Below are 20,594 nucleotides of genomic sequence, written 5' to 3' on the forward strand. Positions count from 1 at the left end.
ATCCCGATGGATTGCGGGGGTGGCAACAATGGCAACTCTGGCAATGGTACTCTTCCCAATCCCCACAGTCCCCGGCGCAGGCGACCCAGCCTGGATTTGGAATAACCCCGTGACGAGTGGGGGCGGTATGGATGGCGGTAACGGGAACGGGTCTCCACCGCTACCCGTGATGGTGGGCGATGATGGGCTTATCGGAGCAAGTCTTTTAGAGCGTTTCTTCTACGGAATGGAGAATAACAAGTCGATATTCTTTGACAGCGAAGAAAGAGCGGTAATCAGTCAATACCCGGATATACTGACCTTCCGGCTCAGCCAGTATGCCGAGCAATATGGAGGGAAACCCGATGGCAGCACCGCATTCATTCTAAGCGAAGCAGATCAGCAGCTTTATCCCAGATTTACAGAACTGCTAAGAAACATATCTACTTTTGTCGAACAGCACGAACGGGTCAAGCAAGCTCTAAGTCGGCATACTAATTTACCCTGGTCGAAAATAAAGCCATTGCTAAAGTTTGGGGCCGGGCCTAAGATAATAATCCGAAATCTAAAGCCAGAATTTGGCGAAAAAGCCTACGGTCACACTGTGCATCCAGGTTTCCCAGAGAGCCGAATTGAAATACAAGATTCGTTTGTAAGAGGATTAGAAGTTTCCACGGGTACCCGCGAAGCCACCGCTTTCCTTTTAGTTGTAACACTTTTACACGAACTAACTCACTATGGTGCAGTTGATGGTGGGCGTAACGAATCAAGAATCGATGAATTTGGGGATGACTTTGAGCGAGAGATACTGGGCACTACTATTATCCGAGACAACGCAGGGCGATTGTTAGTACAGTTCAACAAGCTAAATTAGGTAGAGATGTCACAACTGCTTATGCACATACGTATAGCCGTCTTAGTCTGTTTAGGGCTGTTGGGGTTACGTTGTACAAACCGGGTTGACGATAACCAAAAGTTCAATGTAAACGATACGACTCAGTTGGTTCAGGCTGTTCTGAATGATGATCTGCTGAAGGCCGAAATTATTAGAGATTTTGGCGAAGAACCACTAAAACTTGTAGCGGGGCCTGTTATTAAACCAGACATGCAACTGACGTTCGCCAATAAGTTCGCCCAAGTCGTTTCGTTACGCGAAGATGCACGTCAAATTCATGAACGGTATCCTAAAAAACTATATGTCAGTGTGCCTTCTGTAAAATTATTTGGGGAGGATTCTGCAACAGTCAGATTACTTTTTCACGCAGGCAACGCTACCGCTCGCTTCAGCATGAAAAACAGTAACCGAAAATGGATAGTTGTTAATCGCGAATATGGTAAGCTGTAGAATAGAATCATGATGCTACGACATGCACTCATCACAACTTCTAAATAAGATGGTTGTGGTGAGTGTATGGATAACAAATTACCACTTCTCAAAACATTCTAAGTGCCTGTGCTAACTTTGAACTCGTGGCTACTTGTAAATCTTTGTGCATTTTGCATTCTGGTATCCTGTAACTCAGAGAAAAGCCCGAAAAGCCTTGTTAATCAGAACGAGACTCTCCAGATTATACAAACAGTCTTCTCTGACTCTTCTCTCGACTCGCTCATCCGCTCTCTTGATAAGCGTGCAAGGGTGCAGTTGGTGCGAGGAAGTAGTGTGGAGGCAAACATGAAGGTTGTGTTTAGAGGACAAGTTTTGCCAATTATGCGCCCAAAAGACGCTGAGTTAGCTAACACCTCCCACGAAGCCCTACTCCCTGTTTGGGTAACTGTAAAGAAGTACAAAGCAGACACAATAGCCGTGTATCTGCATGAGACGAGGTATAATAACACGCCCACTTATTTTCTGGTAAAAAAAGGGGCGTGGATAGTTATCGCGAAAGCATTTGGTAAGACATGATAAACGAAGCGACACAACCTCGACTTTGTACATTGTGCTGTTTAATAAACTTTTGAATTCTCTTACTGAAGCAGCTCTTTTGAAAAAAGGTAAAAAGATAACTCTGGTTGTATTACCATTAATTTTGATAGTAGTCGTTCTTATCTATCAAAACGACCACCTACCTCCCCGCACAGCGCATCGTGCGGGGAGGGTAATCAGTCATCTGCCTATACCGAGTAGTGCCAAAGTCCTTTTGTTTGAGGATGAGTGGCAGGGGTTCACAGGAGACGGCCATACCAAGATAGTATTCGGTCTGAATAAAGAAGACTTCGCTCAATTGTATGACCAATGTGTAAAAAGGGGCTATAAGCTGCTTACGAAAAGCATTGCCAATAAGGTTCCATACCCAGGCTATCCGGTCACACTCGGTAAGTCTATTTATAAGGTAGTGCAGCAGAACGCCCATCATCCCGACATAGATTATATCATCGTAGTACTTGACGAGGAAAAGCAACAGCTAATAGTTTACAATATTATGATTTGACAATCGCACTCCCTCCGTCATTGTGCTCTGCGTAATGATGGAAGGAAAAAGCATGTCAAAACACCAGATTATCAATCAGCCGTACTTTGCCTAAATGAGCCGCAATACAAACAGCCGTCTGGCCCGGTGCCAGCACTTCGGAAGCGGGTTGAAGTGTGTCGGCGTTGGCAATCTCAACGTATTCTAACCGGAACGACGGCTTTTGCGAAAAAAAGTCCTCAACGGCGGCTTTGGCGTGCGCTACAGACTGCCCTTCGTGCATCAGGTCGTGGGCCAGTGTCAGTGCCTGATAAATGGCCGGGGCCTGCGCGCGTTCGGCGGGCGTGAGGTTGCGGTTGCGCGACGACATTGCCAGGCCGTCGGCTTCGCGCACGGTAGGGCAGCGAATCAACTCGACCGGGAAGCTCAGGTCGCGGATAAGTCGGCGGATAACCGCTACTTGTTGCAAATCTTTCTGGCCGAAATAGGCCCGGTGCGGCTGCACAACGTTGAACAGTTTGGCAACCACGATGCCTACACCGTTGAAATGACCGGGCCGCATAGCACCTTCCATTACGGTTTCGAGTTCGCCGAAATTCAGCTTCAGCGCGGGCGGTTCGGGGTACATTTCCGCGACCGGGGGTGCAAACACCACGTCGCAGCCCACAGCGTCGAGCCTCTGACAATCCTGCTCCAATGTGCGCGGATAGCGGGCCAGATCATCGGCATTATTGAACTGCACCGGGTTCACGAAGATGCTGCTAACCACTATGTCGTTCTCCCGGCGGGCCGTTTCGATGAGGGTGGTATGGCCTTCGTGCAATGCGCCCATTGTTGGTACAAAACCCACGGACTGAACGGTTTGCGAAGAAGCCAGATACTGACGGATAGCAGAGATGGTCTCGAAGACAAGCATGTTTTTTGCTTAAATCTTATTGAAATACGGGAAAAAATTGTATAATTTTGCAAGTTTTTTGGTTCTCTCAGACAACACCCGCTTCCCGTTTTTATGAGCAAATTACGTATTCTTTACGTCGCCAGCGAGATTAATCCTTTCCTCAAAACCTCTGACGTCGCCGATTTTGTGCGCAAACTACCACAGGCCATGCAGGAACGGGGTATGGAAATCCGAATTCTGGTGCCGCGCTTTGGGCTAATTAATGAACGCAAAAACCGGTTGCACGAGGTGGTGCGGTTGTCGGGCATCAACATTGCCGTTGGCGACGAAGAAAAGCCGCTGATTATCAAAGTCGCGTCGATTCCGACAGCCAAATTACAGGTTTATTTCATCGATAATGAAGACTATTTCCAGCGGAAGTACGTTTTTCATGACAAAGAGAACCGGTTTTACGACGACAACGACGAACGGGCCATCTTCTTCTGCAAAGGCGTTCTGGAAACGGTAAAAAAACTCGGCTGGGCACCCGACATCGTGCATTGCAACGACTGGATGACCGCCCTGATTCCGCTTTACCTGAAAACGACCTACAAAAACGACCCGATGTTCAAAGACACCAAGTCGGTTTTTACCGTCTATAATAACGCGTTCGAGCATCGGTTCGAGGGCGATATTATCGAAAAAGCCCGCATGATGGACATCGACGACGAAATGCTGGCAGAACTCAAAACGGCAGATTTTCCGGGATTTATTCGGATTGGCTGTACCTACGCCGACGCGGTGGTGCGGGCCGAAGAAGAGTCGAGCGAGAGTCTCAATGCCATTTTAACCGATTTACCTGAACATAAATTTGATGTTGCCGAAGACGAAGATGTTACTGAACGCTATTACAACCTCTATACACAACTGGCTGGGTAGCCGGGGTCGCACACGACTTTTGCTACTCGCCGGAGCCGTTGTGGGCGTTCTGGCTTGCGAAGAACCTAAAGAAATCGGTTTATCTCCTACCACTCCCGTCGACGTGTCGTTTACCGATACGCTGACCGTAACGCGCGAAACCATCCGGTTCGACTCGACCCGGAGCAACGATCAGAGCAACCTGATGGTGGGCCGCTATACCGACCCCGTGTTTGGAAAAATACAGGCGCGGGCGTTTGTGCAGATGGTGCCGCAGGTCAACTTTGTTGTCAACGATTCGGCAACGACCAATGCCACCCCCGCCAGCCGGATTGTGTATGACTCGACCCGACTGTTTTTGAACTATGATGCAGTATCGTATGGCGATACCACGATGGCGCAGGAATTGCAGGTGTGGCGGTTGCGCGATAGCCTGAACTCGTCAATCAATTACGACATCAGCAGCACAGTAGCTACTACGGCCCAGCCATTGGTGCGCCAAACGATTCGGCCCCGGCCCAACACAACCGATTCGCTGTCGTTTCGCTTGTCGCTTCCCGATGCACTGGGGCAGGAGTTGATTCAGCTTGCCAATACCGAAGCGGGCAAAGTTGCCAATGGGGCGTTGTTCCGGGCGCAGGTACGCGGCCTTATGCTGACTACCACCGGCAACGACCGGGCCGCTGTGGTTGGCTTTCGGCCTGGTGGCTCGGCGGTAGTTGTGTATTTCCACGTGCAGGGCGAACGCACGGCAAAGCTACAGGTGTTCCTGCTGTCGGGCAAACGTTTTAATCAGGTGCTGGCCGACCGCTCCGGTACGCCCCTGGCGAATTTACAACGGGGCGGTACGCTGCCTGTTACGGCGACCAACGGGCGTTCGTTTGTGCAACCTGCATCGGGAATTACCACGAAGTTGATGTTCCCGACGCTGAACCGGTTTATACAACAGGGACGTCTTGCCATCAACCGCGCTGATCTGATTATTACGCCAGCTAACCCGGACGATGCCACGCTCTATAACCCACCCGCGCTGGCTTTGGCCGAAGTGGATGAGAAGAATCAGCTTCGGCGAGTGCCAACGACCGGAAGCGGAACGACGACCACGGGCGGTTTTCCCTTCCTGGTTCCCTTTTCCGGACCCATTGACCGCAACAGCAGCAGTTTTGCCAATCCACAGATTATTCGCCGAGTTGTTCGGACCAATAATTACACGTTTAATATCAGTGGCTATATGCAATCGGTTGTAACGGGGCTAAGTCCAAATACTGGTTTGGCAATACTGTCTCCCGGAGCCGAGACGCTCTTTCCGCGTTCGCAGTTTGGTGTTACCGATGCTACTCAGTTGTACCTTAATGACCGTTTATGGCGAATGGTAATAGACGGGCAAGCCAGCGTCAGGTTGGTTTTGTTCTATACCAGCTCGAAATAATTTTAGCTAAATAAAAACCAAATCGTGAGAAGCCGGAATGTCCGGCTTTTTGCGTTTACTTTACAATAAAGTTAACTGCGAATTCAACTATGTGCGGCATTGTAGCATACGTGGGGCATCGGGAAGCGTGCCCATTGGTCATCAAAGGGCTGAAACGGCTCGAATACCGGGGCTACGACAGTGCGGGCGTGGCACTGCTAAACGGCCACGGCCTGAAGGTTTACAAGAAAAAAGGCAAAGTGTTGGCGTTGGAGCAGGAACTGGCCGGGCGCGACCTTCCCGCTACCATCGGCATGGGACACACCCGCTGGGCCACCCACGGCGAACCCAACGACGTAAACGCCCACCCGCACTACTCGTTTCACCGCAAGATAGCCATCATCCATAACGGCATTATCGAGAACTACGCGACCATCAAGCAGGCATTGCTCAAAAAAGGCCACACCTTCCAGAGCGAAACCGATACCGAAGTGCTGGGTCAGTTCATCGAAGACATTTGGGAGAATAATGCCGGGGCGTCGCACGCCGGTACGCTCGAAGATGCCGTGCGGCTGGCCTTGCAGGAAGTGGTGGGTGCTTATGCCATCGTGGTCATGAATGAAGCCGAACCCACGCAGTTGATTGCCGCCCGCAAAGGTTCGCCGTTGGTGATTGGCGTGGGTGAAAATGAGTTCTTCCTGGCCTCTGATGCTACCCCGATTGTGGAGTACACCAAAGACGTAATCTACCTGAACGATTACGAAATTGCGGTCATTAAAAACGGTGAACTGTCCGTAATCACACTCGATAACACCACCACCACGCCCTACGTACAGAAGATTGAACTGGAACTTGAAGCCATCGAAAAAGGCGGCTACGACCACTTCATGCTCAAGGAAATTTTTGAGCAACCCCGCTCCATTGCCGACTCGATGCGGGGACGCGTTCAGGCCGATGAAGGTCTGCTGCAACTCGGTGGCCTGCGCGATTACATGGATAAATTAGCCCGGTCGAAGCGAATTGTGATTGTGGGTTGCGGCACGTCGTGGCACGCGGGCTTAGTGGCCGAATATATTTTTGAAGAACTGGCCCGGATTCCGGTCGAAGTAGAATATGCGTCGGAGTTTCGCTACCGGAACCCGATTATCAAAGAAGGTGATATTGTGATTGCCATCTCCCAATCGGGCGAAACGGCAGATACGCTGGCGGCCATTGAACTGGCAAAGTCGAAAGGGGCAACCATTTTCGGCGTCTGCAACGTGGTGGGTTCGTCCATCGCCCGCGCCACACACGCCGGAGCCTATACGCATGCCGGACCCGAAATTGGCGTGGCAAGTACAAAGGCGTTCACGGCGCAGGTTACGGTTCTGACGCTCATGGCTTTAGCCGCTGCCAAACGCAAAGGCACCCTGTCTGATTCGCTGTTTCGGCAACTGCTGGCCGAGTTGGAAAGCATTCCGGCGAAGGTGGAAAGAGTACTCCAAAGTGCCGACAAGATTAAGGAGATTGCCTACATTTTCACCTACGCCCGCAACTTCATCTACTTAGGTCGGGGGCTGAACTTCCCCGTCGCGCTCGAAGGGGCACTGAAACTGAAAGAAATCAGCTACATCCACGCCGAGGGCTATCCCGCTGCCGAAATGAAGCACGGTCCCATTGCCCTCATCGACGAAGACATGCCCGTGGTGGTGATTGCTACGAAAGACAGTTCGTATGAGAAAGTGGTATCAAACATTCAGGAAGTGAAAGCCCGCAAAGGGCGCGTTATTGCCATCACCACCGAAGGCGACACGCACCTGCCCGGCATGGTCGATTTCACCATCGAGATTCCGAAAGTTCACGACGTGCTGATGCCGTTAATATCGGTAATACCGCTGCAACTGCTGGCCTATGACATTGCCGTGATGCGCGGTCGCAACGTCGATCAGCCGCGCAATCTGGCGAAGTCGGTAACGGTGGAGTAGTAATTTTTTACGGCTCGTCAATCGCCCGCATCACACGGCAAAAAACACCGCAGCGAACAAACTAAATACTTTGAAATCACAGACTTATTCCGTATTTTTACCCTTCCCAACTTAATCAACAATCACACTAATGAATGCCGCCGGGCCGACTCTGTTTTGCCCTATCGGCACCTTCAGCTTATGAAGCGAGGACGCTCTAATCCGAACCAACTTCAAATAGATTTCCTGGCTGCTTTCCGCCGGATGCTGGTTAGTCTCGGCAGTGCCGAAAACCTGCCCGTAAACGAAAGCCTGTTCATGCGTATGACCGATCAGTGGGAAAGCACCCGCGTCATTCCTGCCGACCTGCTGTTTCAGAAAAGCCCTATCGAGGCTGTAGTGTTCCGGCTCCAGAAAGCCGACCGCGACAGTGGTGAAGGGCGGCTTCTGTTTCCTGCCGAACTTATTGCGGGCGAACTGCGGGGCGAACAGGGGCTGACGGGTTTCTCGGCCAAGTTCCGCGAACAGGGCTGGGTAATTTTGCCCGCTGAGTTATCGGCTATGTATAAAAATTTGTTTCTGAACATCCTGGCGGCTTCTATTGGGCTGGAGCATCTGTACCCAACATCGCGCCGGGAGTTGCTGGCCGAAGCCGAGCGGGTGGCCCTGGCAGCTATGCTCTCGGAAGATGAAGTTCGTAAGTTCTTCGGATTGCGGCTTTCGCGCTTTCCCGATTCGTTTCGTAGCGAAGTGGCCAACTACTTCAATCTGCCGTTCGATTACGTGCTGAAACGGGCCAATCACCTCGGTCTGGTATCGGAGCAGGTTATCGAAGAATCGCGGGCAGGTACGCAACCGCTACGCCCGGCCACCCTGCGCCGACCACAGAGCAGCCGAGCCGCGTAGGTCGGGCCGGGATTACCCCCTGGGCTGAACAATACCTGACTCTACCCGTCAAGACTTGACCATTCTTACCTATCTTAGCCGGTGGAGTTACGCATCCGTACTTAACCGGCTTTTTTATGCGCCTTTGGCTACGCATTTTTCTTGGAATAGTACTTGCTTTGGTTATAGCGGCAACAACTCTATACGTATACGCCAAACGGGAGCGCGGTCTTGAGCAGGAGGTACTGGCATCACTCAAAAAAAACATTGTTGTTTCGAGTGGCTCCTTTCCACCCAACGGCGATATGCCCATCAATTGCACCTGCAAGGGGCAGGAACTGTCGCCCGCGCTGGCCTGGGAGGCCAACCTGCCCGATGCCGAGTCTTACGTGATTCTGGCTACCGATTATGATGCGCCTACGCCAGCATTCCCACTGTTCAACCTTGCGCACTGGGTGGTGTATAATTTGCCGACATCGGTGCGGAGCCTCCCCGAAGGAGTAACCGCCGAACAGATGCGGATGCTGGGCGGTAAAATTGGCAAAAACTCATTGGGCGACATGAAGTACATTGGTCCCTGCCCGCCATTTGGCCGCCATGCGTATGTATTTCGTATCTACGCGCTCGATCAGCCAATTAGCTTTACCGACTTGCCCGGCAAATCAGACGTTCTGGAAGCAATGCAGGGTCATATTCTGGGCTATGGCGAACTGACCGGTTATTTCTGATAAAACTGAACAGCTAATCAGGGCTGTTTACGAAAGTCGAGGTTGTGGAAAATAAAAAGCCGCAATGTGTGATTATTATTAAAGGTATTGCCAGCGGGAAGCTGAACATATTGATTCATATACCCTACCTGAGCCAGCAGGTGTTTATTGACCGGATAAGACAAGCCCGCGAAAAGACGATTTTGATCGAATACATTATACGTAATCTCTTTTCCCGCATTGACGAACAGTTCGTTCTGAACCACTACGTTCGGCACACCGGGCCGAACAACGGGCGTACCCCATAACGGCATTTGTACCAGCAAATTATAACGAAATCGCCAGTTGAACGTGTAGCCATCACGCAGTTGATCGCCCTGTATTCGGCGGTTGAAGCGTTGCTCAAGCCGAATCCACTGCGTAGCATTGATGCGCCCAACACGCCCCGCCCACCAGATTTGTTGCCACGGACGGTGTTCAGGTCGAATCGTACCGGTGGGTAGAAAACTTTGAATATAGGCGTATCCAGCCGTCAGGCGCACCTGATCGGCCACGTAGTAGGTTAGCCCTACCCGGTATAAATTCTGGCTGGCCCGGTCAAGAAAATCAGTGCGTCGAAAATGAATATCTGTCCAGGTTCCCCAGTGCGTACTAAACCGGGTTTGATTAAGATACCCAAACCACGCCTGTTGCCGGGGTTGTATTGTTTTCACAGTCTGCCCCTGTGCCGAAGAAAAAAGCAACACAGTTAGGAGTGCAGGTAGCCAGTGTTTCATAGTCTGATGTTAGTCGTCGTGCATAGATTTCGGTGGCAAGATAAGTCAGCAATTTAAAATCTACAAATTCAATAGAACAGTAGTACTAATTCCCTATATACTACAGGGCCAAACCGTTAGCTATGATTGAGCCTATTTCTAACTTTTTAGCGTAATATTTGTATCTACTGATGGTTGTTTACAGTAGAATCTCGTTGAGAAGTCTAAGGCATCACTCTTTTTTATCCATCTACTACACACTTAAGACAAAGCATTTCTATGAGATACATTTCTCTGGCTCTGCTATTTAGTATACTGACCCCAACCGCCATCTTCGCCCAGACGAGGATAGCCGGGCGCGTGACCGACGAGGCCGACCAGCCGCTGGCGGGCGTTACCCTCATCGTGAAAGGCACCAATACTGGCACTACCACCAGCCCCGACGGTCGGTTTTCGCTTTCTACCACTGTCGAGTTGCCCCTTCTACTTAGCGTATCGTTTATTGGCTACGGGCGGCAGGACGTTGTCGTGAAAAGTACCAATTTCCGTGACGTTGCCATCAAACTGGTCGAAGAAAGCGTGTTGGCCGATGAAGTAGTGGTATCGGCCAGCCGGGTTGAAGAAAGCATCACCAAAGCTGCCGTGACCGTTGAGCGGCTCGGTGCCCGCCAGTTTGCCAACTCCCCGGCAGCCAACCCCTTCGATGCCCTCCAGAACCTCAAAGGCGTCGACCTGCTCACCCAGAGCCTGACCTTTAAAAGTGTTAATCTGCGCGGTTTTGGGGCTAATAACAACAACCGCTTCGTGCAACTCACCGATGGCATGGACAACCGTTCACCGGGTTTAGGCTTCGGTTTTGGCAACGTAGCGGGCATTTCCGACCTCGACATCGAAAGCATCGAACTGATTCCGGGGGCGTCGTCGGCGTTGTACGGGCCAGATGCTTTGCAGGGGCTGATGCTGACCACCAGCAAGAATCCATTCACATATCAGGGACTAAGCGTTCAGACGAAGGTAGGAGCCAACAATTTCGGGAAAGTCGGCTTCGGCCCCAAAGGCTATGCCGACATTGCCGTTCGGTATGCCCAGCAGATGGGAACGCGCTTTGCCGTCAAAGTAAATTTTCAGCGGATTAGCGGCACCGATTTTATTGCCGACGATTACAGCGACCGCTTTACCACGGCCCGCAGCAACTTCTTTGCGACCACTGCCACGCGGGGAGGCATTGCTACTGGCATCGGCTACCGGCCCAACAACGACCCGAACACCAATTTTGAATACGATGGCGTGAATATCTACGGCGACGACGTGTCGAATCAGGGTGCATTTCGGTTTCCGGCTTCGTTCGGGAATGCGTCCCTGGCGGGTAAGTTAGTTACGCGCACGGGATACACCGAACTCGACCTGCTGGGTAATGAAGGGCAAGTAATTAACAACCGCGCCAACGTCTCGCTGCATTACAAACTGGGTAGCAATATCGAAGCGTCGCTTGGCTGGTATTACGGCAATGGAAACTTTATCCGCACCGCCGGGTTCCGCGAGTATTTCCCCGACTATCGGCGGCATCAGGTCAAAGCTGAAATTCGGGGCGATAACTTTTTTGTACGGGCTTACACTACGCAGCAACGCGCCGAAGGCTGGAACATCGGTCAAACCGCCCGCACACTCAACAACTCCTGGAAACCGCTCGATCAGTGGGCCACCGAGTTTGGCCTGGCTTACGTTGAAAACAAAGTAGGTATCGGCGAAGCCCGTGCCGCAGCCGACCGGGGCCGGCTGATTCCGGGGACAAGCGAGTTTATCCGACAACGCGACGCCATTGCCAATACCTGGAACACCGACCTGATTCCCGGCTCGTCGAGTTTCCGAGGGCAGCGTTTCCGCGACAACTCGCAACTGTTTCATTACGAAGGCATGTACAATTTCACCGAACTGCTCGATAATGGGCTGGAACTGATTGCGGGTGCCAGTTTGCGGAAGTTCCGGCTCGAATCGGGCGGTACGGCTTTTCCGCGCCGGGCCGATGGTTCGGAGTACACCATTAATGAAACCGGGCTGTATGTGCAGGCAGCACGCGAGTTTGTCGCTGGCGCATTTACGCTGAAACCAACCGTGGCCGTTCGGTACGACAAAAATCAATACCTGCGGGGCGGGCTAACGCCGAGAGCATCGGGTGTGGTCAGCTATGGTCCGCACAACGTTCGGCTGTCGTGGCAATCGGCGTTTCGCAACCCTTCGCCGGGGCAACTGTTCGCGCTGCCACCGTCGGGGCAGTCGGGCGAAGTTGGTGGGCTGGCATTGGCTTACAATGGCGCGTTGCTGGGGCGCAATCCCGGTTATCTGCAAACCGAAGTCACGGCCTATCAGAGCAACACCGCCAGTGCGGCTCCGCGCCCGTTTGTGATCGACCCCAACACGTTTACGACCGAGAAAATCAGAACGTGGGAAATTGGCTATAAAACACTCATCAACAACCGGTTCTATGCTGACCTGTATTATTTCGCCAGCCGCTATACCGACTTCATTGCGGCTCAAAACGTACTGCAACTGCTCACGCCCGGCGGCAGTCCTGAAGCCCTACTGAACCCCACCAACTACCGAACGTTGCAGGTGAACTTCAACAATCAGAACGAAATCTTTGTCCGAGGCATTGGACTGGGGCTTGAATACGGGCTGGGTAAAGGCTATACGTTCAGCGGTAACTACGCCTACCAGAACGGACTGATTACACTCCGCGACGCACGCGGCAACGTCCGCAACGACCGGGCGGGCGTGCCGGTGGTGAAGCGCGAGATGAGCAATCCCGAAGTGGCACAGTTGGGCCGTAATTTCTTTATTTCGCCAAAAAACCGCTATAACATCAGCCTTGCCAACCCGCGCATTGGCGGCAAAAACATTGGTTTTAACGTTACCTACCGCTGGACCGACCGGATGTGGGTAGAGCAGGGCAACACCCAGGGCGACGTTTGGCTACCAAGCTGGAATACGGTCGATGCGCAGGTGAGCTACCGCATTCCGGTGGCGCAAACGATAGTGAAGTTGGGCGGTACGAACATTTTTAACACCTACTATGCGCAGGGCTATGGCCTGGCCCGCATTGGCGGCTTGTATTACCTGAGCCTGACCTTCGATGAGTTGATGCGGTGAGTTTTTTTGCCACAAAGACGCGGAGTATTCACGAAGATTGTGGAGAAAATCACAACTTTGCGCCCTCTGTGGTTTCTCTGCATCTCTGCGTTTAACTCATGCCCACGTACAAGCAATCCGTTATTTATCAGATTTACCCGCGCTCCTTTGCCGACTCGAACGGCGATGGCATTGGCGATTTGCAGGGCATTATTCAGAAACTCGATTACCTTGCCAACCTCGGCGTCGACGTGCTGTGGCTGAGTCCGATTTTTCAGTCGCCCAACGCCGATAATGGCTACGATATTTCTGATTATGAAGCCATTATGCCCGAATTTGGCACGATGGCCGAATTTGACGACCTGCTGACCGAAACCCATCGGCGCGGGCTAAAACTAATTCTTGATCTGGTTGTCAACCACAGTTCCGACGAACACCGCTGGTTTCAGGAGAGCCGAAAAAGTAAAGACAATCCGTATCGCGATTATTACATCTGGCGTAAACCCTCACCCCCGGCCCCTCTCCCAGAACGGGAGAGGGGTGAACCATCCGGGAGCTTTGCTCCCCTCTCCCGTTCTGGGAGAGGGGCCGGGGGTGAGGGCAACCCGCCCAACAACTGGCAATCGTTTTTCTCTGGCCCGGCCTGGAAATTTGACGAAACAACGGGCGAATACTACCTGCACCTGTTCGCTGAAAAACAGCCCGATCTAAACTGGGAAAATCCACGGCTTCGGCAGGAAATATATCGGATGATGCGCTTCTGGCTCGATAAGGGCGTTGATGGCTTTCGGATGGACGTGATTCCGTTCCTATCAAAAGATCAGGATTTTCCCGATTATCCTGAAGGACGTTTTGGCGACCTGACCATTCATGCCAACGGGCCGCGCATTCACGAGTTTTTGCAGGAGATGCACCGCGAAGTGCTGGCCCATTACCCCGATGCAATTACCGTGGGCGAAGGCTTCGGTGTATCGGCAGCCCAGGCGAATCTGTACGTAGGGCAGAACCGGCGTGAGTTACAGATGATTTACCATTTCGACCATGCCGTACCACGCGAAGAGCAGCGGTTTATCGAACCCGCGCCCGAGTTTACATTGCCCGAACTAAAAGCCATTTTTGCCAACTGGAACAACGCCCTCGGCCAAACCGGCAGTCCCGACGAAGGCTGGCAAAACATCTATTTCGGCAATCATGACAACCCGCGCTCGCTGTCGCGCTTCGGCGACCCGGTGCGGTTTCCATACGAATCGGCCACCTTGCTGGCTTTGGTTTTGCTGACACAGCGCGGTACGCCAAGTATCTATCAGGGTGATGAAATCGGCATGACCAACTGCCCTTTCGACCGCATCGACGAATACGACGACATTCAGGTACGCAACGCCTGGAACGCCCTCGTTCTGCCCAACCAACAACTGGCTCCGGCGTTTCTGGCGTCGGCCAACCGCATTGCCCGCGACCACGCCCGAACACCCATGCAATGGAGTAACGCTCCAAACGCGGGCTTTACCAACGGCCCCCGAACGTGGCTGAACGTAAATCCGAACTACGTCCAGATTAATGCACAGCAGCAGGATACTGACCCAGACAGCGTACTAAATTTTTACCGAAAGCTGCTACGCTGGCGCAAACAGCAACCCGTTCTGCACGAAGGCACCTACCGCGATCTCCTGCCTAATCACCCCACGCTCTGGGCTTACGAACGGCAGTTAGACAACGAACGCCTGACCGTCGTAGCCAATGTATCGGCAATGGACGTTGCGTTACCTATAAAATTAACTGGCGAACTCATTTTTGGCAATTACCCGAAGATAACCGCTGACTTACAGCCATTTGAAGCGCGTATCTATCGGCTGAATCCGTAACCGTTCAGGACAAATGCTGATGAATGGACATTTTCACGTGTTCGCATTGTTCATCGTTAACTACGGCACCGAGCAGTTGCATCAATGCGCGTGGGTCAAGGTCCTGGAGACTACTGACTGCCTGCGCCGATACTTGCCGGGCCATCTGTCGCACACATTCCTGACCATTCGGCAAATGCTGTGGCATTAAGCAACTCAGCAACACCGAAGCCACGGCCAAATCGGTGGTAGTAGGCAGCAGCAGCAACGCAATCCGGCTAAGTTGCTGATTCGTAGCGGCTACGTCTTTGCGATCACGTCGCCGATGCATCCCCGACAGGCGAAACTGCAACAGCATCAGATGCTGCCATAAGTGTTCGGCATGTTGTTCGGCAGTAACAGCACCCAGCCGGGCGAGCGTGGCGGTATCGGGTTTATTTATCCACAGCGTTCGGTACGAAGACGATTCCATCGGCGTGTTAGGTTAGGCCGCTGCCCGGCTGGTGAACGCACTCTCGAACGGACTATCGGTCATATCCACAATTCGGAACAAATCACGAGCCGAGACAATCCAGTTGTCGTCAAAAGCACCGTCTTCGTTGTAGGCATCGAGGTCGTCGTTCACGAAAACCTCGACGTCAGGGTCGAGTAGTTTATGCGTTTTCATGGGTAGAACTGGTTTAAACGAAGTGAAATTCTGATAATCAATGATTAATGAATTCGCTTAGGAGCATCACTACATGAGCAACGGCGTGGGCAATCATGGCGAAGACCAGGCCATGCCGCCAGTACACCCAACCGAAGACAACGCCAGCCAGTGCGTTCGCTAAAACAATATATACCACTAATGTTGGTGATGGCTGAGCAACCATAAGATTTAAGGCGGTCAGGTGCCCGGCTCCGAACAACAGTGCGGCTCCCACAATGGCAATCCAATATACAGCCGGGTGCTGAGTTCGGAGTATCACCGACAGGAGCCAGACAAACAGAGTCATCAGCCCGAACCGGAGCATAATTTCTTCCGTAACGCCACCATACAGAAAGCGGGCTGCCACCGTGAGCTTCGTTTCGGTGCCGAGTTGAGCCAGTTCGTCAGGAATCAGTGCCTGAAACACCAGCACAACCCCTATAATCGACAGCCCGGCAAATACGCCCGGTACAATGCCCTTCACCAGCAGATTCTGCCCAATGGTTGCCCGCCGGAAGTCGCCTGAGTGAAAGATGGATAACCCCACTTTTCGATACAACAGCGATCCAACAATAACGGCTATCACCAGTAGAAGCAGCGGATTCACCAATATAAGCCATTGCAGTTCGGCGGGCGAAAATTGCTTCAATACTGCTTTGGGCAAGTTCGTAAGCGGGAACTGTACAGTTAGCAGGGAGGCTACGCCAAGCAGACCGAACAGAAAGAGCGTAAGGCCAGTTGTGCGGGGTGTTTGCAGGTGCATGGTCTTCATAATTGTGTTTGGTTGTGGGTGAGCAGAATGCGTTTTCGCTGGTCGGGTGTGGGTAGCTGGCAACTTGCGGTGGTGCCAAATTGATATCGATAACGGGCGAAAACATCGTACAAACCGTCGCGTAGGGGGCGCGGCACCCACCGCAGCCACCAAATCCAACGCCACGGACCAGCTAATCGCCGACCGATTCGCAGTATGGCTTCCGAACGGATGTACACCACGCCTTCGTCTACCAGCACGATACTGTCGGGTGGGGTGTTGCCAGCCATCCGGCGCAATTGCTCGCCCATTGCCGACTGAGCCGACACGAAGGAGAAGTAGCCCAGTGGGTCGCGCTCAAGTACGAACTGCACGTAAGCGTTGCAAAAGCCGCACACCCCGTCGAAAACAATGATTGCTTTCATGGTTTCAGTACATTGACCGGGCGCGTGACGCGCCCGGCCATGAACGTTATGTTAGATGGATGCGGGCGAAACGCGCGATGCTTTCAGCGCAGGTAACTGCGGAATCAGGCTGCGGAGCCGGTTCAGTGCGGGCACGGTGTTGAACGGTTGATCGAACGGGCGCAGGAAGATGACCAGCGCGGCTGTCATGGCCATGAAAAACGTGGGCAATCCGTGAATGAGGATAATCATGAAATGGAAACCCACGCCTGCCCAGAGCAGATACCGCCGGTATTTTTGTTCGAGAGTTAGCCCCAGAAACAGCCCCCCTTCCAGAAACAGCACACTCCACGTGAGCAACACAATACACCAGCGGTTGGCCAATACCGGCAGCAGCAGGCTATGCACGTCGGGCGAAAGACCGAAGGTTGGGTTCGAAAACCAGTAGTAAATTGCCGTACCATCGGCCCACTCCGGCACCTTGAACTTGCCAACGCAGGCTTCAAAATAAATCAGAGCTACCTGAAGTCGCAACAGCCCATACGAAGTAACAGCAATGAGTTTGCGAAGCTGAAACGTATAGCTCGTTCTGTTGGCAACCGGAGCCATCGACCAGTGCCAGGTGCGCGGGTCGGTCAGGGCCAGCGGCAGCAGCAGACCGCTCAGCACGAGCGTAACCTGATCGCCCCCATCGACCAGCACTGCCGTCGACATGAAGCTGAAACCCACATAAACATGGAGCAGAGCCGTAAATCGGGGATAGATGCCAATCAATACCAGAAAAAGAATAGTCATACACACCCAACGAGCCGTTTCCAGATCGCCCATCCAGCAAAACAGACTATACTCGGCCAGCCCCATACAAGACGGGCAGTCGGTTTGACCGGCAATGGGCCGAAACAGCGTACCCATGTCGTTGAAAAGCAGCGTACAGAATGTGCCTAAAGCCAGCAATGAGCGCACAAAGCCATACACGTTGGTCCAGGGATTACGCGCCAGCAGCGCGTTGAGGTAGCGGTCGAAAGCAGTTAGCGGTTGCATATAACGGTTAGTTTTAAGATGGATGACGGGAGCGTGATGCGGTTGGTCTGCGACGACCAGGCCCAGGGGACAATACCGCGCTGAATCAGGTAATACGTGCCGCTGAGATACGGTCGGGGCGTATTGTTTTCAACTCTCACCTCGGTAAGTTTATGCGAACGTATGTAGGCTTCCGGATCGGTTTCGCAGCGGGTCCATTTAGTAGTGGGTACGTTATAGAGCAGATAGGCATACTCGACGCTCATTGCCCGCGACGAACGCCGAAAGCCCATCAGGTTGGCAAACGTGGCCTGCCGTTGACCATCTACCAGTATCAGGCGATTGTTTTCCCAGCGATAAAGCTGAATATTTTCGTCGCGAGGGCTTTTGGTGAAGAAGGCCCAGCCCTGCGGAAACAGCGTTCGGAGGTTGTGTTGAAACTCGTAGCTAAACCGGACGGGTGTGTCTTTCACGTAAGTGAGGAGAGAGAAAAAAGCCAGCCCAGCCCATAGCAAGCTGATGCCAACGAAGGTAATTCGGGTCGCTTTCATAGCGGTATCGGGTTTATGTGTTGCGATTGTTCGTCTCAGGCAAAGCAGCCGGGTGGTGCGGGCCTGTTTGATGATCGAAAATTGCGAAACCCGCGCCACCCGCTGAATTTTATTATACAATTCGCCCGATTCGCCGTATGAAATCTCATATTCGCAGGATGCACAACAGCCGACCCTATTTTTTAGGGTCGGCTGTTAAACAATAGTCGCTACCTCAACGCAATTGGCTACGCCAGCGTGGGTGCAACGGCACAGATAGAAAGGGCCATCTGCTCCAGCAGCAGGGGCGATGCCTGCTGCGTACCTACCACTTCTTCCTGATCAAAAATGGCCGCCGAGCAGAGAATGTAAATCACATTCACACAGGCGACGGCATTGGCTACCAGCAGTACCTCGCCCTGACCCGGTGCCATCGGCTTTTTCCGAAGCCGATACCCGTTGTTAGTAGCAGTCGACGAATTATACAGTATGTCGAGGGTTTTGGCGGTGCGCTCCGAAGCCGACCGAAGCTGCCGCTCCACACACTGTACATCGTGGCTCATCAGCGCAGCTTTGAATTTGGTAAAGAACGCTGTATCGCTCTGCCGCAGGTGGTCAATGATTTGCCGACGCACGGTTTCGACCTGGCTACCCGCCAGCGACGCAGGTGCATAAGCCATTTTGAGCGATTGAATTTCGGGAATCAGTTGGGCAAATGCGCCCTCAGCGAAGAAAATGCCCCGGTACATATCTTCGCCCGTAACTATGCGTTTTTTGGTTGCATCGCTGAATCCATACAGGGGGGTAAACCCTGCCAGTGCGGCTAAACTCATTCGTTTCAGCACGTCGCGTCGAGACTTGTTCATGATATGTAAGTCGTTAGAGGTTAAGCGATTGTTGACGCTACGTTGCAGATAGATGCCACCAGTTGCTCATGCATCAGCGAGTGGCCGTTTGTGTTCAACGTGATCTCTTCTTCAGCCGCCACCACAACCACAACCCATAGAATGATTGCAACGGCCAGAATCGTAACTAAGCACGTACCGCTGTTGGCATCAACGGCCTTGCCCTTCTGCATGTCGGCCACCAGCTTCTCGATAGCCTGAGCGTCTAACTTGCCCCCCTGCCGGGCCGCTTCCGCCTGCGCTTTGGCCTGCAAACGACCCAACTCGGCCTTGTCCAACTCATAGAGCACGTCCAGTGCCTGACCCACCAGAGCCTGCCCCTCGGCCAAAGCCGCACTCACCCGCAGATGGTCGCCACTCTTCATGGCCGACTTGAAGTGGGCAAAGTAGCCCGGACGAGCCGACTCGATCTGGGCCAGCACCGCCTGCCGCACCTGGGCCACTGCCGCTTTCTGGTCGCTGCTCTGCTGCTGGTTGAGGTAGGCTGTCTGGAACGATTGGGTTTCGGGCAGCATCTGGGCATAGCGGCCCTCTAAGAAAAACACCCCGGCAAACAGCTCCTGACCGCTCAGAAAGGTGGCGCGGGTGGTTTTATTGTTGAGGGCGAAGCTGTGAAAGGAGGCCAGCACGAAGCAGATCAGCAGAGGCAGGGCCGTGTAGGCATTCAGAAACGATTTACGAATCGACGTAATCATGGTTGATAACTGGTTTAGGAGGTTTTAGAAAAGGAAATGAAAACACCTATGAAGGATTGGCCGACAGACGGCACATTGACGCCACAAGTTGCTCGGTCAATAGGCGTGAGTTAGTTTGTGTTATCTCTTCGGGGGAGAGTACCATAGCAATAACCTGCATAGATAAAGAAGCTGCACTCTCAGAAGTGACTATAAGAATAATCAGGCAATTACCCTGGTTAGTCTCTACGGACTTTCTGGACTTTGACTGAAAGGCTACCAACTCTTCAAGTTTTTGTTGAGTCTGTTCCAGTTTCGATTTAATAATCAATGGATTGCCACTTTCTACAGCAGCCCGAAATTTGTCAAACACAAACTTGTCTTCCGCCAACAATGTCTGTATAAGCCGTTGGCGAGTTGCGTGTATCTTCGCTTTTTTATCAGCGGCCTTAGCCAGTTTTGCTGTATAGCTCAGACTCATACTTTTGAGTTCGGGAATGGCTTCGGCATAGCGGCCCTCTAAGAAAAACAGGCCCCGAAACATCTCCTCGCCCGAATACCGGTGCGTAACCCCGAGTGGGCGGGCCTGAGCAGCCCAACTGGCAACCAATAGACACACTAACAACGGAAGAGCCGTGTAGGCATTCAGCAGATACTGGCGAATAAACGTAGTCATGAGTGATAAGCAGTTTAGGAGTAGAATCAGACTTATTTATACAAAGAGGTTCGGTATTAGCACATCTGTTTGCACACATACCGAACCTCTATTGAATCG

At 52.4% G+C, this 20,594-nt stretch carries 21 protein-coding genes; 10 read left to right on the forward strand and 11 right to left on the reverse strand.

All coding sequences use genetic code 11. The features are described 5' to 3' along the window. Window positions 1-28 precede the first annotated feature (28 nt). From AWR27_RS15890 to AWR27_RS15905, 3 genes are all read left to right on the forward strand, one after another. On the forward strand, window positions 29-853 hold the full coding sequence (locus AWR27_RS15890) for a hypothetical protein (RefSeq protein WP_077132078.1): 825 nt from the start codon (window positions 29-31) through the stop codon (window positions 851-853). Window positions 854-859: 6 nt separating this feature from the next. Then, the gene (locus AWR27_RS15895; protein WP_077132079.1) at window positions 860-1,324 is read left to right on the forward strand and encodes a hypothetical protein; all 465 of its coding nucleotides are present in this window, start codon (window positions 860-862) and stop codon (window positions 1,322-1,324) included. 610 nt (window positions 1,325-1,934) lie between these two features. Next, window positions 1,935-2,408 carry a hypothetical protein gene (locus AWR27_RS15905; protein ID WP_157579242.1) on the forward strand — a complete coding sequence of 158 codons (474 nt, stop codon included), beginning with the start codon at window positions 1,935-1,937 and terminating at the stop codon, window positions 2,406-2,408. A 55-nt stretch (window positions 2,409-2,463) separates the two neighbouring features. Here AWR27_RS15905 and panC read toward each other — a convergent pair whose 3' ends face one another. Next, a complete protein-coding gene (gene panC, locus AWR27_RS15910) occupies window positions 2,464-3,303 on the reverse strand; it encodes a pantoate--beta-alanine ligase (protein ID WP_077132082.1) in 840 nt (279 codons plus the stop codon). A gap of 93 nt (window positions 3,304-3,396) precedes the next feature. Here panC and AWR27_RS15915 point away from each other — a divergent pair, with 93 nt between their 5' ends. From AWR27_RS15915 to AWR27_RS15935, 5 genes are all read left to right on the forward strand, one after another. After that, entirely contained in the window at window positions 3,397-4,203 is an 807-nt protein-coding gene (locus AWR27_RS15915) for a glycogen/starch synthase (protein ID WP_077132083.1), read from the forward strand. Beyond that, window positions 4,157-5,611 carry a DUF4270 family protein gene (locus AWR27_RS15920; protein ID WP_198045015.1) on the forward strand — a complete coding sequence of 485 codons (1,455 nt, stop codon included), beginning with the start codon at window positions 4,157-4,159 and terminating at the stop codon, window positions 5,609-5,611. The genes AWR27_RS15915 and AWR27_RS15920 overlap by 47 nt, the downstream gene beginning before the upstream one ends. An 89-nt stretch (window positions 5,612-5,700) precedes the next feature. Beyond that, a complete protein-coding gene (glmS, locus tag AWR27_RS15925; protein ID WP_077132085.1) occupies window positions 5,701-7,554 on the forward strand; it encodes a glutamine--fructose-6-phosphate transaminase (isomerizing) in 1,854 nt (617 codons plus the stop codon). Between the two features lie 180 nt (window positions 7,555-7,734). Beyond that, window positions 7,735-8,439 (forward strand): hypothetical protein, encoded by a 705-nt coding sequence (locus AWR27_RS15930; protein WP_077132086.1) that lies wholly within the window; start codon window positions 7,735-7,737, stop codon window positions 8,437-8,439. A gap of 116 nt (window positions 8,440-8,555) precedes the next feature. Next, on the forward strand, window positions 8,556-9,146 hold the full coding sequence (locus AWR27_RS15935) for a YbhB/YbcL family Raf kinase inhibitor-like protein (RefSeq protein ID WP_077132087.1): 591 nt from the start codon (window positions 8,556-8,558) through the stop codon (window positions 9,144-9,146). Window positions 9,147-9,163: 17 nt separating this feature from the next. Here AWR27_RS15935 and AWR27_RS15940 read toward each other — a convergent pair whose 3' ends face one another. Next, on the reverse strand, window positions 9,164-9,838 hold the full coding sequence (locus tag AWR27_RS15940) for a DUF2490 domain-containing protein (protein WP_232325849.1): 675 nt from the start codon (window positions 9,836-9,838) through the stop codon (window positions 9,164-9,166). Between the two features lie 321 nt (window positions 9,839-10,159). Here AWR27_RS15940 and AWR27_RS15945 point away from each other — a divergent pair, with 321 nt between their 5' ends. Further along, a complete protein-coding gene (locus AWR27_RS15945) occupies window positions 10,160-13,027 on the forward strand; it encodes a TonB-dependent receptor (RefSeq protein ID WP_077132089.1) in 2,868 nt (955 codons plus the stop codon). A 98-nt stretch (window positions 13,028-13,125) separates the two neighbouring features. After that, complete coding sequence (locus AWR27_RS15950; protein ID WP_077132090.1) at window positions 13,126-14,868, forward strand: glycoside hydrolase family 13 protein; 1,743 nt, start codon at window positions 13,126-13,128, stop codon at window positions 14,866-14,868. Between the two features lie 4 nt (window positions 14,869-14,872). On the opposite strand, the gene AWR27_RS15955 is transcribed toward AWR27_RS15950, so the two are convergent. The 9 genes from AWR27_RS15955 to AWR27_RS15995 form a co-directional block, all read right to left on the reverse strand. Continuing rightward, the gene (locus AWR27_RS15955) at window positions 14,873-15,319 is read right to left on the reverse strand and encodes a hypothetical protein (protein ID WP_077132091.1); all 447 of its coding nucleotides are present in this window, start codon (window positions 15,317-15,319) and stop codon (window positions 14,873-14,875) included. A gap of 12 nt (window positions 15,320-15,331) precedes the next feature. Next, window positions 15,332-15,514: a hypothetical protein gene (locus AWR27_RS15960; RefSeq protein WP_077132092.1), complete on the reverse strand. Its 183-nt coding sequence runs from the start codon at window positions 15,512-15,514 to the stop codon at window positions 15,332-15,334. Between the two features lie 37 nt (window positions 15,515-15,551). Further along, window positions 15,552-16,307 carry a CPBP family intramembrane glutamic endopeptidase gene (locus tag AWR27_RS15965; protein ID WP_083732875.1) on the reverse strand — a complete coding sequence of 252 codons (756 nt, stop codon included), beginning with the start codon at window positions 16,305-16,307 and terminating at the stop codon, window positions 15,552-15,554. Continuing rightward, a complete protein-coding gene (locus AWR27_RS15970; protein WP_077132093.1) occupies window positions 16,304-16,711 on the reverse strand; it encodes a thiol-disulfide oxidoreductase DCC family protein in 408 nt (135 codons plus the stop codon). Before AWR27_RS15970 ends, AWR27_RS15965 begins: the two co-directional genes overlap by 4 nt. A 51-nt stretch (window positions 16,712-16,762) precedes the next feature. Further along, window positions 16,763-17,731, reverse strand: coding sequence for a sporulation-delaying protein SdpB family protein (locus AWR27_RS15975; protein WP_077132094.1), 969 nt, complete (start codon window positions 17,729-17,731; stop codon window positions 16,763-16,765). Next, window positions 17,719-18,261 (reverse strand): SdpA family antimicrobial peptide system protein, encoded by a 543-nt coding sequence (locus AWR27_RS15980; protein ID WP_157579243.1) that lies wholly within the window; start codon window positions 18,259-18,261, stop codon window positions 17,719-17,721. The genes AWR27_RS15975 and AWR27_RS15980 overlap by 13 nt, the downstream gene beginning before the upstream one ends. 227 nt (window positions 18,262-18,488) lie before the next feature. Continuing rightward, window positions 18,489-19,106 (reverse strand): sporulation delaying protein family toxin, encoded by a 618-nt coding sequence (locus tag AWR27_RS15985; protein WP_077132096.1) that lies wholly within the window; start codon window positions 19,104-19,106, stop codon window positions 18,489-18,491. 20 nt (window positions 19,107-19,126) lie between these two features. Next, window positions 19,127-19,840: a sporulation delaying protein family toxin gene (locus tag AWR27_RS15990; RefSeq protein WP_077132097.1), complete on the reverse strand. Its 714-nt coding sequence runs from the start codon at window positions 19,838-19,840 to the stop codon at window positions 19,127-19,129. 46 nt (window positions 19,841-19,886) lie between these two features. Further along, entirely contained in the window at window positions 19,887-20,495 is a 609-nt protein-coding gene (locus tag AWR27_RS15995) for a sporulation delaying protein family toxin (RefSeq protein ID WP_077132098.1), read from the reverse strand. Between the last annotated feature and the right edge of the window lie 99 nt (window positions 20,496-20,594).

The sequence above is a fragment of the Spirosoma montaniterrae genome (genome assembly GCF_001988955.1).
In the GTDB taxonomy this organism is placed as follows: domain Bacteria; phylum Bacteroidota; class Bacteroidia; order Cytophagales; family Spirosomataceae; genus Spirosoma; species Spirosoma montaniterrae.

Excerpts from the sequence above, each read along its gene's own strand:
- AWR27_RS15890 (WP_077132078.1), top strand. The coding sequence starts at position 29 with ATGGCAACTCTGGCAATGGTACTCTTCCCAATCCCCACAGTCCCCGGC.
- AWR27_RS15895 (WP_077132079.1), top strand. The coding sequence starts at position 860 with ATGTCACAACTGCTTATGCACATACGTATAGCCGTCTTAGTCTGTTTA.
- panC (WP_077132082.1), bottom strand. The coding sequence starts at position 3,303 with ATGCTTGTCTTCGAGACCATCTCTGCTATCCGTCAGTATCTGGCTTCT.
- AWR27_RS15915 (WP_077132083.1), top strand. The coding sequence starts at position 3,397 with ATGAGCAAATTACGTATTCTTTACGTCGCCAGCGAGATTAATCCTTTC.
- AWR27_RS15920 (WP_198045015.1), top strand. The coding sequence starts at position 4,157 with ATGTTACTGAACGCTATTACAACCTCTATACACAACTGGCTGGGTAGC.
- glmS (WP_077132085.1), top strand. The coding sequence starts at position 5,701 with ATGTGCGGCATTGTAGCATACGTGGGGCATCGGGAAGCGTGCCCATTG.
- AWR27_RS15930 (WP_077132086.1), top strand. The coding sequence starts at position 7,735 with ATGAAGCGAGGACGCTCTAATCCGAACCAACTTCAAATAGATTTCCTG.
- AWR27_RS15935 (WP_077132087.1), top strand. The coding sequence starts at position 8,556 with ATGCGCCTTTGGCTACGCATTTTTCTTGGAATAGTACTTGCTTTGGTT.
- AWR27_RS15945 (WP_077132089.1), top strand. The coding sequence starts at position 10,160 with ATGAGATACATTTCTCTGGCTCTGCTATTTAGTATACTGACCCCAACC.
- AWR27_RS15950 (WP_077132090.1), top strand. The coding sequence starts at position 13,126 with ATGCCCACGTACAAGCAATCCGTTATTTATCAGATTTACCCGCGCTCC.
- AWR27_RS15955 (WP_077132091.1), bottom strand. The coding sequence starts at position 15,319 with ATGGAATCGTCTTCGTACCGAACGCTGTGGATAAATAAACCCGATACC.
- AWR27_RS15960 (WP_077132092.1), bottom strand. The coding sequence starts at position 15,514 with ATGAAAACGCATAAACTACTCGACCCTGACGTCGAGGTTTTCGTGAAC.
- AWR27_RS15965 (WP_083732875.1), bottom strand. The coding sequence starts at position 16,307 with ATGAAGACCATGCACCTGCAAACACCCCGCACAACTGGCCTTACGCTC.
- AWR27_RS15970 (WP_077132093.1), bottom strand. The coding sequence starts at position 16,711 with ATGAAAGCAATCATTGTTTTCGACGGGGTGTGCGGCTTTTGCAACGCT.
- AWR27_RS15975 (WP_077132094.1), bottom strand. The coding sequence starts at position 17,731 with ATGCAACCGCTAACTGCTTTCGACCGCTACCTCAACGCGCTGCTGGCG.
- AWR27_RS15980 (WP_157579243.1), bottom strand. The coding sequence starts at position 18,261 with ATGAAAGCGACCCGAATTACCTTCGTTGGCATCAGCTTGCTATGGGCT.
- AWR27_RS15985 (WP_077132096.1), bottom strand. The coding sequence starts at position 19,106 with ATGAACAAGTCTCGACGCGACGTGCTGAAACGAATGAGTTTAGCCGCA.
- AWR27_RS15990 (WP_077132097.1), bottom strand. The coding sequence starts at position 19,840 with ATGATTACGTCGATTCGTAAATCGTTTCTGAATGCCTACACGGCCCTG.
- AWR27_RS15995 (WP_077132098.1), bottom strand. The coding sequence starts at position 20,495 with ATGACTACGTTTATTCGCCAGTATCTGCTGAATGCCTACACGGCTCTT.